Consider the following 12,886-nt stretch of genomic DNA (forward strand, 5'->3'; position numbering starts at 1 on the left):
AAGCCAGCCCGCAGAGGGCCGGGGGAGCAGGATTAGATGGGCGGCGTGAAGACCCCGGTGGAGAGGTAGCGATCCCCCCGATCGCAGATGATGGCCACCACCACCCCCTGCTTGATCTCGGCCGCCACCCGCAGGGCGCCGGCCACGGCGCCCCCCGAGCTGACCCCGCAGCAGATCCCCTCTTCCCGCGCCAGCCGGCGCATGGTGGCGAGCGCCTCCTCCTGGGTCACATCCAGCACCCGATCGACCCGCTCTGGCTCGAAGATGGCGGGCATATAGGCGGCGGGCCAGCGGCGAATGCCGGGGATCTGGCTCCCCTCTGCCGGTTGCAGGCCTATCACCTGCACCGCCGGGTTCTGCTCCTTGAGGTAGCGGGAGACCCCCATGATGGTGCCCGTGGTGCCCATGGCCGAGACGAAGTGAGTGATTGCCCCCGCGCTCTGGCGCCAGATCTCGGGGCCGGTGGAGAGGTAGTGGGCATCCGGGTTGGCCGGGTTGTTGAACTGATCGAGCACCAGCCCCTCGCCTCGGGCCTGCATGGCCAGCGCCAGATCCCGAGCTTCTTCCATGCCGTTTTCCACCAGCACCAGCTCGGCGCCGTAGGCCTGCATGGCGTCGCGCCGCTCCTGGCTCATGGTACTGGGCATGACGAGGCGCATCCGGTATCCCCGGGCCGCCGCCACCATGGCCAGCGCTATGCCGGTATTGCCCGAGGTGGCCTCGATGAGTCGTGCTCCTGGCCCTAAGTGACCGCTCGCCTCCGCCGCCCGGATGAGGTTCAGGGCCGGCCTGTCCTTGACCGAGCCGGCGGGGTTGTTGCCCTCCAGCTTCACCAGCAGGGTCACGTCGGGACAGGGGTTGATGCGCCGCAGGCGCAGCAACGGGGTATTGCCAATCAGATCTTCCAGGGTGGCGAAGGCCATAACGGGATCCATCCTCTGCTAACTGTTCTATACCTTGCCTAGCGAGCCGCTCGCAGGCCGGTCAGTGTAAGCGAGCCTCCTCGGCCCGCAAAGAGCACGGTTGGCAAAGTCCGGCCAGCATGCTCTGATACCCCTTCCCCACCCTTTGAGGAGCCTCCATGAGCGACATTCTTCATCAGGCCGACCAGCAGCAGTTCATCTGCGTGGTGGACGGCAAGACCTCTCGCCTCAGCTACCGCATGCTGGACGCAACTACGGTGGACGCCTGCAGCACCCAGGTGCCGTCCGAGCTGAGGGGACAGGGCATTGCCGACAGGCTGGCGCGCCGCTTCTACGACTGGACCCGGGCAGAGGGGCTCACCATAGTGCCGAGCTGCAGCTACATGGACGTCTGGCTGCGCCGTCATGCCGGTTGAGGCACAAGCCCCCCGGGAGGCGCAGCTGCAAGCCCACACCGAGGTCCTGCTGCGGGCCGATCCCCTGCGCATGGCCTGCCTCTGGGCAGCGCGGGAGCTGGCCCTGCCGGACTGGGCGCTGGGGGCGGGCTTTGTGCGCAACCTCATCTGGGATCATCTCCATCACAAGGCCGAGCCCACCCCTCTCAACGACATAGATCTTGTCTATCTGGATCCGAGCGATCCGGAAGGTGCCGCCGAGCGGGAGCACGAAGCCTGGCTGGCGGAGCGTCTGCCCGGCCAGCGCTGGGAGGTGCGTAACCAGGCCCGCATGCATGTGCGCCAGCAAGTGGCCCCCTTTGCCAGCTCGCTGGCGGCGCTCGGCCACTGGGTGGAGGTGCCCACCTGCATCGGGGTCCGCCTGCTGGAAAACGATGAGTTCCAGTGGCTGGCTCCCTACGGCTTTGGCCCCAACTGGTCCCTGCAGGTGAGCCCCAATCCCCGCTGCCGGCAGGAGAGCCGGATCTTCATCGACAGGATCAGGGACAAACAGTGGCAGCGCATCTGGCCTGATCTGGTGGTGAACTGGCCATGACCGGATTGCAATGGGCCGACAACCTTGGGCACACTAAGAAAAAGATGTTTGTAACTCAATGGGTTAAATAATGCGCGACTTCTTCTCACTCGAACGCTGGCTGCCGGGCCTCGCCGCCCTGCTGCAATATCAGCGGGCCTGGCTGATGCCGGATCTTCGCGCTGGACTCTCGGTGGCGGCCGTGGCCCTGCCCGTGGCCATCGCCTATGCGGAGCTCGCCGGGGTAGGCGCCATCGTCGGCCTCTACTCCTGCATCCTGCCCATGGTGGTCTACGCCCTCTTTGGCACCTCCCGCCAGCTCATCGTCGGCCCGGACGCCGCCACCTGCGCCGTCATCGCCGCCGTGGTGACGCCGCTCGCCGCCGGGGATCCCACCCGCCAGTGGCAACTGGTGATGACCATGACCGCCATGACCGGCTTCTGGTGCCTCATCGCCAGCCGCTTCAAGCTGGGGGTGCTGGCGGACTTTCTCTCCCGCCCCATCCTGATGGGGCTGCTCAACGGGGTGGCCATCACCATCATGGTGGGTCAGCTCTCCAAGATCTTCGGCTTCACCTTCAGCGAGCGCTATCTCATCGAGCGGATCCTGAATGGCACCGACTACATTACCCAGACCCATCTGCCCACCCTGGCCATGAGCCTGACCGCCCTGCTCACCCTGTTGCTGGCCAAGCGCTACAAGCCATCCTGGCCCTCCTCCATGGTGGCCATGGTGGTGACGGCGGCCCTGGTGTGGGCCCTCAATCTCGGCCAGTTCGATATCGCCACCCTGGGGGCCGTGGGCTCGGGCCTGCCCGCCTTCCAGATGCCGGAATTCCCCCCCGGCCTGATGCGCGAGCTGGTGCTGCCGGCGCTCAACCTCGCCATGGTGAGCTTCGTCTCCATGATGCTCACCGCCCGCAGCTTCGCCGCCAAGAACGGCTACGAGATCGACGCGGACAAGGAGTTCAGGGCGCTGGGCATGGCGAACCTCGCCTCTGCTGTCTCCCAGGGGTTTGCCATCAGCGGGGCGGATTCACGCACCGCGGTCAACGACGCCAACGGCGGCAAGAGCCAGCTGGTCTCCATCATAGCGGCCGCAGTGATCGCCCTCATCACCTTCTACCTGACGGCGCCGCTTAAATTCATCCCCACCGCCGCCCTCGGGGTGGTGCTGGTGATGGCCTCCCTGTCGCTCACCGATTTTCGCGGCCTCTGGGCCCTGCGCGACTCGGACCGCGCCGCCTTCTGGCTGGCCCTCATCACCTTCGTCAGCGTGCTGACCATGGGGGTCATTCCGGGGATCACCCTGGCGGTCCTGCTGGGCCTGTTCCAGTTCCTGCGCAACGTGATGCGTCCCACCGATCAGCTGCTCGGCATGGACGACGAGGGGGTGGTGCGCACCCTGGGGGACAACGAGCAGGCCAAGGCGATTCCCGGCATCCTGGTCTATCGCTTCAACTCGCCGCTGACCTACTTCAACGCCCCCTACTTCAAGCGGCGGGTGCTGGCGCTGCTGGTGCAGGATCCCCACAATCCCAAGTGCCTGGTGGTGGACGCGGTGGCCTGCTTCACCCATCAGGACATCAGCGTGATGAGCATGGTGGGGGAGCTGCACAAGGAGCTCAGGCGCCGTGGCATCCACATGGTGATGGCCGGTCGCCACGGCCAGATGACCCAGTGGCTCAAGCAGGCGGGGATCCGGATAGGCGACGAGGGGGTCATCCTCAGCCCCGACATGTATCAGGCCCTGCGCATGACCCGCTGCTATCGGGAGCCTGTGTTCAAGGATGACGAGGTGGTGGAGAGCACCACGGATACCCTGCTCTCCCGCTGGCCCCAGGACGACGAGCTGCCGGACTCGGCGCACCTCACCCGGCCCTGCGAGCAGGAAGCGGGCGCCACCCCGGTCTGACGGCGCCACCCAGCGAGAGGGTGCCGGGCCGGCCCGTCCCCCTCTTTGCTCAGGGCAGGATTGCACCCCGCACCCGCTTGGTGTTAAATGCCCGTCCAGATGGCGCTGACGAGGGCCATCCCCAGTATTTGGACATCCCATGCAGACTCAATCCCACGCGGGCCCGGGCTCCCTCTTCGCCCTGACCTGGCCACTGTTCATCGATCTCGCCCTGCACTTCCTGACCGGGGCCCTCAACACCTTCATGGTGGGCCACGTCTCCTACCAGGGGGTGGCGGCGCTGGCGGTGGGCAACCAGGTGTTCGATCTCGCCATCACCCTGTTCAGCTTTGTCAGCATAGGCACCAGCGTGGTGATCACCCAGTACCTGGGAGCGGGGGATAGGGAGAAGGCGCGCGTGGTCATCCACACCGCCATCGGCTTCAACCTGCTGGTGGGGCTGGTGGCCGCAGTCGGGGTCATGGCCGGTGCCAGCACCATGCTGGCGCTGATGAACCTGCCCGCCCACCTGATGGGGGATGCCACCCTTTACCTGCAGATCATCGGGCTCTGCCTGCTGCCGGAGGCGGCGGCGCTCTGCCTGGCCGCCACCCTGCGCGCCCATGGCCACACCCGTCAGGCCATGTACGTGACCCTCATCGTCAACCTCATCACCTTCGTCGGCAACCTGCTGCTGCTCTATGGCTGGTTCGGCCTGCCCCAGCTCGGGGTCGCCGGGGTCGCCATCAGCACTGTTGCCGGGCGCATCGTCGGCGTGGTGCTACTGGTGTGGCTGGTGGCGCGCAAGACCGGCATACGGCTGCGACTGCCGGAGATCCTCCGGCCAAGCAAGGTCATGCTGGACAAGGTGCTGCACATCGGCCTGCCGGCGGCGGGGGAGAACCTCTCCTGGATGCTGCAGTTCATGGTGGTGACCGCCTTCGTCGGCCTGCTCGGCGACAAGGCGCTGGCGACCCAGTCCTACTTCTTCCAGATCTGCCTGTTCATCCTGCTGTTCGGCCTCTCCATCGGCCTTGGCAACGAGATCATCATCGGCCATCTGGCGGGGGCCCGTCGCTTCGAGCAGGCCTATCGCCAGCTCATCAAGAGCCTCAAGCTCGGCCTCATCGTCACCAGCCTGATTGCCATCGCCGCGGCCCTGAACGGACGCGCCATCATCAGCCTGTTCACCGACGACGCCGACATCATCACCCAGGTGGCGCAGCTGTTCCTCATCAGCCTCATCCTCGAACCCGGCCGCACCTTCAACCTGGTGGTGATCAACGCCCTGCGCGCCACCGGGGATGCCCGTTTCCCGCTCTACATGGCGCTCGTCTCCATGTGGGGCATTGCCGTTCCCCTCGCCTATTTCCTTGGTATCATGCAGGGCTATGGCCTGGTAGGCATCTGGTTGGCGCTGGCCTGCGACGAGTGGGTTCGCGGTCTGGCCATGTTCTGGCGCTGGCGCAGTCGTCGCTGGCAAAACAAAATTCTTGTCGAAACATAAGCGGAATCACAATGAAGAAAATCGGACTCTTGTTGGCGGCCATCCTGCTCAGCCCGCTCGCCATGGCACAAACCGCTCCGGCGGCCCCCAAGGCGCAAGCCCCCCAGACCTGGTACGTGGCCCCCATCGTCATCGACCAGACCAGCGAGGCGCAGAAGGCCCTGACCAAGGACTTCATGGCCCAGATGATCAAGACCATCAAGATCAACGAGTACCAGACCGGCAAGGCGGTGGGCAAGCACAAGGATCCCAAGTGGCTGATCCGCACCAAGCTGGTGCCCGCAAGCACCGAACCCCTGGTCGGCAAGAAACATGCCCAGGGGCTGACCTACGGCAAGGGCATCCCCACCCAGGAGATAGTCGGCGAGCTCATCATGAACGGCACCCTGGTGGCCCATGTGGGCCAGGGCTGGCGTGAGCCCATAGTGCCGGGCACCCCGGTGGCCGAGAAGATCACCATAGCCAACTACCAGTACGCCATCGGCAACGAGGCCAAGGCCCCGGATCTGGAAGAGCTGGCGGCCCAGATAGGCTTCGAGGTGGGCAAGGTGATTGCCCGAGGCGGTCAGCCCCTGCCCGAGAAGAAAAAGAAAAAAGAGTAAACGCCACACCTGTTACCAAGAAGGGGCCCTGCGCCCCTTCTTGCTGCCCGCCCGGCGGCCCTTGGCTGTCATCGAAGGGTCACGACTGTGAACGGGATCCCGATTCCCGCCTCTCTGTCCTCCTTATAAATCACTTATCTTCTTGTGATTCAATCAGTTAAAAATCATCCGCCAGATGCAGCAAACCCATTGCCCCAAATTCGATCGGGATCACATTTATCTCCCGGGGTAAGGGGTAGTTTGAAGGTCAAGGCACAATCAAACGACACCAAGGAGGCTTCATTACATGTTCCCGGAGTACAGAGATCTCATCTCGAAACTGAAGAGCAGTGATGTCCATTTCCAAAAGAAGTTTGACTTGCACAACGACCTGGATGCGGAGATCAGGAAGCTGGAAAAACATCACGCCAGCGATTACAGCTCCGAGGTGAAGGATCTGAAAAAACAGAAACTTAAACTGAAAGAGGAGATATACGACATCCTCAAACAACATCCACACTAGACGCCTCGACGAATACCCGGATAAGCAACTTATCCCCCAGCCCGGCTTAAAGCCGGGCTTTTTATTGGCCGCCTCAAGACACGGCGACTGCCATATCCGGCCGCCAGTGTCGGAACTTCCAGGGGGTCAGGCCTGTGTCAGGGGATAACTAGAGCTCTATGTTTTGAAGTTGTGCCATAGCCCCCAAGAAACTTTCATTACGTTCACGCTTAAGTGATGACATTTCTACTTCAATACCCAAGCCATACTCATTACATAGCTTCTGAATGCAATCTTTAAACCATGAATCTGAATTTGGAGAGACCACAACTCTATCTATTAGCTTAGGAAGGGAATGAATTCTTATGTTTACGCCAGCCTTTTCATTTTGTTCAACTCTTGCCAAATCAGTCTTCGAGTCGAAAGCTACAATACGCAGCTCTTTTTCAAAACTGAATGGCAAGGATTTTGACAGGAATGGATCAAGACAATTAGAGCCGAACTGAGCCTTTGCATGATCAATATAGTTGACATCTTCAAGCTTTAGATTATCAAGCAACTCATTATGAATGATTTGCTGTTCTAGTTTTTCAATCGAGGTAAAAATACAGACTGAGTTTTTCTCAGCACCATACAATAGCCACATGGCACTACATTCAAAATAAGATCGATGCCAACAGCTTACATAGAGATACTCGCGACACTTTGGAAAAACAGTCTGAGTGTCACTTTTCAGGTATTCACCAAATGGAGTCATGAATTTTGCATTATCTAGTTTCTGCTTAGAAAACTCATTGACATTTAATCTTTTTTCCCTTTGCTCTGCTGACTCACCATATACTGGAAGAAAATTCATAGTAAGTTCAAGAATGCCTGGTTCATTAGACTTATTTAAATAGTCAGTTGCCGTCAACCCACCTTCGAGTTGGTCATCAAAAATAGACATTTTAGGCAAAAACAAGGTGCTATTTTGCAAGAGATATAGGAATTTCGATAGATTCATATATCGTTGGATAACGTTTTTTGGTTCCATTAAGTTTCCACACCATGAAGATATAACAAAGGTTGATTATGCATGGAGCATCTGCATTAAAATATATTGTGATGTATATCCTGCCCGGATTTCCCTAGCATATCAACCCATCATTATGGTGCGGAAAATATTTCACCACTACAGTAATGGTACTTGATCTCAGAGATCAGAAATAGAATATCCATCACTATCCAATACAAAGAAGCGGGCCAATGGCCCGCTTCTCTATACAGAATTAACCCCATCATCAAACCGGCGGATGGAAATGGCTGGCCTCGCGGGTGGCCATCTCCTCGTAGGTGGTCCACCTCTGCCAGACCACCTGCTGCGCCACCTGCATCAGCCGCTCCGCCTCCTCCGAATGGCTCTGGGCCAGCACCTGGAAGCGGTTCTCCTCCTGCCGGTACTCGGCGAGCGGGATGGAGGGGCGCAGGCTGTCGAGGCTGAAGGGATTCTGCCCGGCGCTGCGCAGTACCGGGTTGTAGCGCATCAGCGGCCAGTGACCGGAGGCGACGGCGCGTTTCTGCTGGGTCAGACCAAACTCCATGTCGATGCCGTGGGCGATGCAGTGGCTGTAGGCGATGATAAGCGACGGCCCCGGATAGGCCTCGGCCTCACGCAAGGCCTGCAGCGCCTGCTGCGGGTTGGCACCAAAGGCGATGCGGGCAACATAGACGTTGCCGTAGGAGATGGCCTGCAAGGCCACATCCTTCTTGGCCAGCGTCTTGCCCCCCGCCGCGAACTTGGCGACGGCACCGAGCGGGGTCGACTTCGACATCTGGCCGCCGGTGTTGGAGTAGACCTCGGTATCCATCACCAGCACGTTCACATCGCGCCCGGAGGCGAGCACGTGATCGAGCCCCGATGAGCCGATGTCATAGGCCCAGCCATCGCCCCCCACTATCCAGACCGAGCGGCGCACCAGCTGATCGATGAGTGACAGCAGCTCGCGGGCCTTGCCGGATTTAACCTCTTCCAGCCGCTCGCGCACTTGTGCGACCCGATTTCGCTGGGCGCGGATCTCCGACTCCAGCCGCTGCGGGGCCTTGATAAGCGACTCGACCAATGCCTCACCCAGCTCCCCCTTCATCGCCTGCAAGGCCGCTACCGCCTGGGCGTGGTGCTGATCAGCGGTGAGACGAAAACCAAAGCCGAACTCGGCGTTGTCCTCGAACAATGAGTTGGACCAGGCCGGCCCCTTCCCTTCCGCGTTCTTGGCCCAGGGGGTGGTCGGCAGGTTGCCGCCATAGATGGAGGAGCAGCCGGTGGCGTTGGCCACCAGCATGCGATCGCCAAACAGCTGGGTCAGCAGCTTGAGGTACGGGGTCTCGCCACAACCGGCGCAGGCACCGGAGAACTCGAACAGGGGTTCGAGGAACTGGGCACCGCGCACGGTGGAGAAGTCCACCCGCTCGCGGGCAGGCCATGGCAGGCTCTCGAACCAGCGCAGCGCCTGTTTCTGGCCCGCCAGATGCGGCGCCTTGTCCATCATGGTGATGGCGCGTTCGCCTTCGTGTTCCTCATCCGCCCCGACCCGCACCGGACAGGCCTGCACACACTGGCCGCAGCCGGTGCAATCTTCCGGATAGAGCTGCAGGGTGTAGCGGCTGTCGGGGAAGCCCTTGGCGGTGACGGGCACCGACTGGGCCGCCTCGGGGGAGGTTGCCAGCCAATCCTGATGGTAGAACTTGGCCCGCAGCGCCGCGTGGGGGCAGACGAAGACGCAGTTGCCGCACTGGATGCAGATATCGGAGTGCCAAATCGGGATCTCGCGGGCGATATCCCGCTTCTCGAAGCGGCTGGTGGCGGTGGGGTAAGTGCCATCCACCGGCAGCATGGAGACGGGGATCAAATCGCCGCGCCCCGCCAGCATCGGGCCTGTGACCCGCTGGACAAACTCGCTGCCCCCCGGTGCCAATGGCAGCGGATAGTCGCTGATCTGCTCGTCACCGGCCGGGATCGCCACCTTGCTCAAGTGAGCCAGGGTATCGTCCACCGCCGCGAAGTTGCGCGCCACCACCTCGGGTCCCTTGCGGGCATAACTCTTCTCGATGCTCTCCTTGATCAGCGCAATCGCCTCATCCCGTGGCAACACCCCGGCCAGCGCGAAGAAGCAGGTCTGCATGATGGTGTTGATGCGATTGCCCATGCCGTTTTGCTCGGCCACCCGATCCCCGTCGATGCAGTAGAGCTGGATATTGAGGGCGCGGATGCGGGCACGCAGCCGCTCGGACAGCTGGCTCCACACCTGGTCAGCCTCGTAGGGAGCGTTAAGCAGCAGGGTCGCCCCTTCGGCGGCGTGCTCCAGCAAGTCCACCGATTCGGTGAAGCTCCACTGGTGACAACCGATAAAGCTCGCCTGCTCGATGAGCCAGGGCGCGTCTATGGGCTCGGGGCCAAAGCGCAGGTGGGAGACAGTGCGCGAGCCCGACTTCTTGGAGTCGTAGACAAAGTAGCCCTGGGCGTGGAAGCCATCCAGCTCGCCGATGATCTTGATGCTGTTCTTGTTGGCGCCAACCGTACCGTCTGCACCCAGGCCGAAGAAGAGCGCCCGCACCCGGCTGGCGGGCTCCAGATCGCCGATGGGGTGCCAGGCCAGACTGAGGCCCGATACGTCATCGACAATCCCCACGGTAAAGCGCGGGCGCGGTGCATCGGAGGAGAGCTCCTCGAACACAGCCGCACACATGGCGGGAGTGAACTCCTTGGAGGAGAGGCCGTAACGGCCACCACTGAGCCACGGCAGGCGCTTGATAAGACCGCGCTGCAAGCCATCGATCAGCGCACTCTGCACATCCAGCAGCAGCGGCTCGCCGCCCGCCCCCGGCTCCTTGGTGCGATCCAGCACGGCGATGCGGCGCACGCTGGCGGGCAGGGCATCGAGCAGCGCCTGTACCGGGAAGGGGCGATAGAGACGCACCACCAGCACCCCGGTCTTGCGATCCTGCCGGTTGAGCCAATCGACCGTGGTGCGGGCGGTGGCCGCCCCCGAGCCCATCAGCACGATGACATCGGTGGCATCCGGTGCGCCGTGATACTCCACCAGATGGTAGTGGCGGCCGGTCAGCTTGCCGAGGCTCTCCATGCACTGCTGCACCCGTGCCGGTACGGCTTCGTAGAAGGGGTTGACGCTCTCGCGGGACTGGAAATAGGTATCCGGATTCTGGGCGGTGCCGCGCATCACCGGATGATCCGGGTTAAGCGCCCGCGCACGGTGGGCGCGCACCCAGTCGTTGTCGATAAGGGCCCGGATCTCGTCCCGATGCAGGGCCGTGATCTTGTTCACCTCGTGGGAGGTGCGAAAGCCGTCGAAGAAGTGGATAAAGGGCACCCGACACTGCAGGGTGACGCTGTGGGCGACCAAGGCCAGGTCCTGCGCCTCCTGCACCGAGCCGGAGGCGAGCATGGCAAAACCTGTGCTGCGCGCCGCCATCACGTCCTGATGGTCGCCAAAAATCGACAGCCCCTGGGCGGCCAGCGAACGGGCCGCCACATGGAACACAGCCGAGGTCAGCTCGCCGGCAATCTTGTACATGTTGGGCAGCATCAGCATCAGCCCCTGACTGGCGGTGAAGGTGGTGGCGAGCGCCCCCGCCTGCAGGGCGCCGTGTACCGTACCGGCCGCCCCCCCTTCGCTCTGCATCTCCACCACTGTGGGGATATTGCCCCACAGGTTGGTCAGCCCCTCCGCCGCCCAGGCATCGGCCAGCTCCGCCATAGTCGAGGAGGGGGTGATGGGGTAGATGGCACAGACTTCGCTCAGCTGGTACGCCACCCGGGCCGCGGCTTCGTTGCCATCGACCATGATCAGTTCATGTTTCATTGGGACTCCTCCGGTTGGCGCAGCTCGATAGCGTGACAAGGGCACTGGTCATGACAGGCACCGCAGCCGGTGCAGCGCTCGGCATCCACCTGATAGCCTTTGCCCGGCCCCAGCTTGACGATGGCCTGCTCGGGGCAGCTGCCGTAGCAGCCGTCGCACTCGAAGCAGTTGCCGCAGGAGTAGCAACGCGCCGCCTCGTAGCGGGCGGCCACCTCATCCAGCCCACCTATGATCTCGCCAAAGTCATCCCGCGCCCACGCCGGTTTGATCGGCTGACTGCTGGCGGGCGCATGGGTCTGGAACCAGAGCTGCAACTGCTCCGGCCCCACCAATGAATAGGAAAGTGGTTTGTGGTAGTGGCGACCGCGCAGCCAGGCATCCATATGGCGCGCCGCCTTCTTGCCGTGGCCGGTGGCGATGGTGACGGTGCGCTCGGAGGGCACCATGTCGCCGCCGGCAAACAGACCCGGCACATCCGTCATCAGGTTACCCGCCACCTGCACCACCCCCTCCTTGTTGACCCGCACGCCGGGAATGCTCTCCAGCACCGAGAGGTCGACCTCCTGACCGAGCGCCAGAATGAGGGAGTCCGCTTCAAGGGTTTCAAACTGGCCGGTGGGCACCGGCTTGCCCTGCTCATCCAGCGCCATCACCTCCACTTCGATATTGGTGTTGTCGAGCTGGCGGATGCTGCGCAGCCAGTTGATCTTGATCCCCTCCTCCTCGGCTTCAAGGGCCTCGAAGGCGTGGGCAGGCATATGATCCCGGTCGCGGCGGTAGATGATCATCGCCTCTTCCACACCGAGGCGACGGGCGGTACGGGCTGCGTCCATGGCGGTATTGCCGCCGCCGTAGATGGCCACCCGCCGTCCCAGTCTGGGGGGCGGCAAACCCTGCTCTTCGGCCAGACTCGCCTGCTCGAGGAAGCTCACCGCATCGAGGATCTTGCCCGCCTCCCGGGCCGGAATATCGACCCGCTTGGCCAGATGGGCACCGATGGCCATAAAGACGGCGTCAAAGCCCCCCTCGTCGCGCTCCCACAGCACATCCTCCACCTTGTGGTTGAGGGTCAGGGTCACCCCGGCCGCCAGGATGCGGGCCACCTCCCTGTCCAGCACATCGCGGGGCAGACGGTAGGCGGGAATGCCGAAACGCAGCATGCCGCCCGCCAGTGGCCCCGCCTCGCGGATCTCCACCTGATGGCCGAGCCGGTTGAGGTGCCAGGCACAGGAGAGGCCGGAGGGACCGGCACCGATCACCAGCACCTTCTTGCCGCTGGCGGGCGCGGGGGGCGAAGGCTGCCAGCCTTTGGCCAGCGCTTCGTCACCGAGGAAGCGCTCGATGGCGTGAATGGAGACGGCCTCGTCCACCTGGGCCCGGTTGCAGGCGCTTTCGCAGGGGTGATAACAGACCCGGCCGTGGACGGCGGGCAGGGGATTTTCTTCGATGAGTCGCTGCCAGGCCGCTTCAAAGCGGCCAGCTTCGGCCAGGGCAAGCCAGGCCTGGATATTTTCTCCGGCCGGGCAGGCATGATTGCAGGGTGGCAGGGCCGGCCGCCAAACGGGTAGCCGGGTACGGACCGGGCCTGTTCCCGTTTTCTGGGAGAGATCCGGCTGTGGGGTCATATCCAGTTGTTTGCTCATACATTGCTTTC

General features: G+C 62.5%; 10 protein-coding genes. 6 read left to right on the top strand and 4 right to left on the bottom strand.

What is annotated here, in order from left to right:
- Positions 1-32: 32 nt before the first annotated feature.
- Positions 33-935 carry a cysteine synthase CysM gene (gene cysM / locus HB860_RS12675; RefSeq protein ID WP_247626872.1) on the bottom strand — a complete coding sequence of 301 codons (903 nt, stop codon included), beginning with the start codon at positions 933-935 and terminating at the stop codon, positions 33-35.
- A gap of 146 nt (positions 936-1,081) precedes the next feature.
- Between cysM and HB860_RS12680 the strand changes: the two genes are divergently transcribed.
- The 6 genes from HB860_RS12680 (at position 1,082) to HB860_RS12705 (ending at position 6,397) form a co-directional block, all read left to right on the top strand.
- Entirely contained in the window at positions 1,082-1,339 is a 258-nt protein-coding gene (locus HB860_RS12680) for a GNAT family N-acetyltransferase (RefSeq protein ID WP_247626873.1), read from the top strand.
- Positions 1,329-1,913 carry a nucleotidyltransferase family protein gene (locus tag HB860_RS12685; RefSeq protein ID WP_247626874.1) on the top strand — a complete coding sequence of 195 codons (585 nt, stop codon included), beginning with the start codon at positions 1,329-1,331 and terminating at the stop codon, positions 1,911-1,913. The genes HB860_RS12680 and HB860_RS12685 overlap by 11 nt, the downstream gene beginning before the upstream one ends.
- A gap of 70 nt (positions 1,914-1,983) precedes the next feature.
- Positions 1,984-3,807, top strand: a complete 1,824-nt coding sequence (locus tag HB860_RS12690; protein ID WP_247626875.1) for a SulP family inorganic anion transporter — start codon at positions 1,984-1,986, stop codon at positions 3,805-3,807.
- Positions 3,808-3,946: 139 nt separating this feature from the next.
- The gene (locus tag HB860_RS12695) at positions 3,947-5,293 is read left to right on the top strand and encodes an MATE family efflux transporter (protein ID WP_202046349.1); all 1,347 of its coding nucleotides are present in this window, start codon (positions 3,947-3,949) and stop codon (positions 5,291-5,293) included.
- Between the two features lie 11 nt (positions 5,294-5,304).
- Positions 5,305-5,895, top strand: coding sequence for a hypothetical protein (locus HB860_RS12700; protein ID WP_247626876.1), 591 nt, complete (start codon positions 5,305-5,307; stop codon positions 5,893-5,895).
- Positions 5,896-6,181: 286 nt separating this feature from the next.
- Positions 6,182-6,397 carry a YdcH family protein gene (locus tag HB860_RS12705; RefSeq protein WP_005313020.1) on the top strand — a complete coding sequence of 72 codons (216 nt, stop codon included), beginning with the start codon at positions 6,182-6,184 and terminating at the stop codon, positions 6,395-6,397.
- A 148-nt stretch (positions 6,398-6,545) separates the two neighbouring features.
- Here HB860_RS12705 and HB860_RS12710 read toward each other — a convergent pair whose 3' ends face one another.
- From HB860_RS12710 to HB860_RS12720, 3 genes are all read right to left on the bottom strand, one after another.
- Positions 6,546-7,409 (bottom strand): hypothetical protein, encoded by an 864-nt coding sequence (locus HB860_RS12710; protein WP_247626877.1) that lies wholly within the window; start codon positions 7,407-7,409, stop codon positions 6,546-6,548.
- A gap of 247 nt (positions 7,410-7,656) precedes the next feature.
- On the bottom strand, positions 7,657-11,232 hold the full coding sequence (nifJ, locus tag HB860_RS12715; RefSeq protein ID WP_247626878.1) for a pyruvate:ferredoxin (flavodoxin) oxidoreductase: 3,576 nt from the start codon (positions 11,230-11,232) through the stop codon (positions 7,657-7,659).
- Positions 11,229-12,875, bottom strand: a complete 1,647-nt coding sequence (locus HB860_RS12720; protein ID WP_247626879.1) for an NAD(P)-binding protein — start codon at positions 12,873-12,875, stop codon at positions 11,229-11,231. Before HB860_RS12720 ends, nifJ begins: the two co-directional genes overlap by 4 nt.
- Between the last annotated feature and the right edge of the window lie 11 nt (positions 12,876-12,886).

Origin of the sequence: Aeromonas genomosp. paramedia (assembly GCF_023093515.1) — a bacterium.
Lineage (GTDB): Bacteria > Pseudomonadota > Gammaproteobacteria > Enterobacterales > Aeromonadaceae > Aeromonas.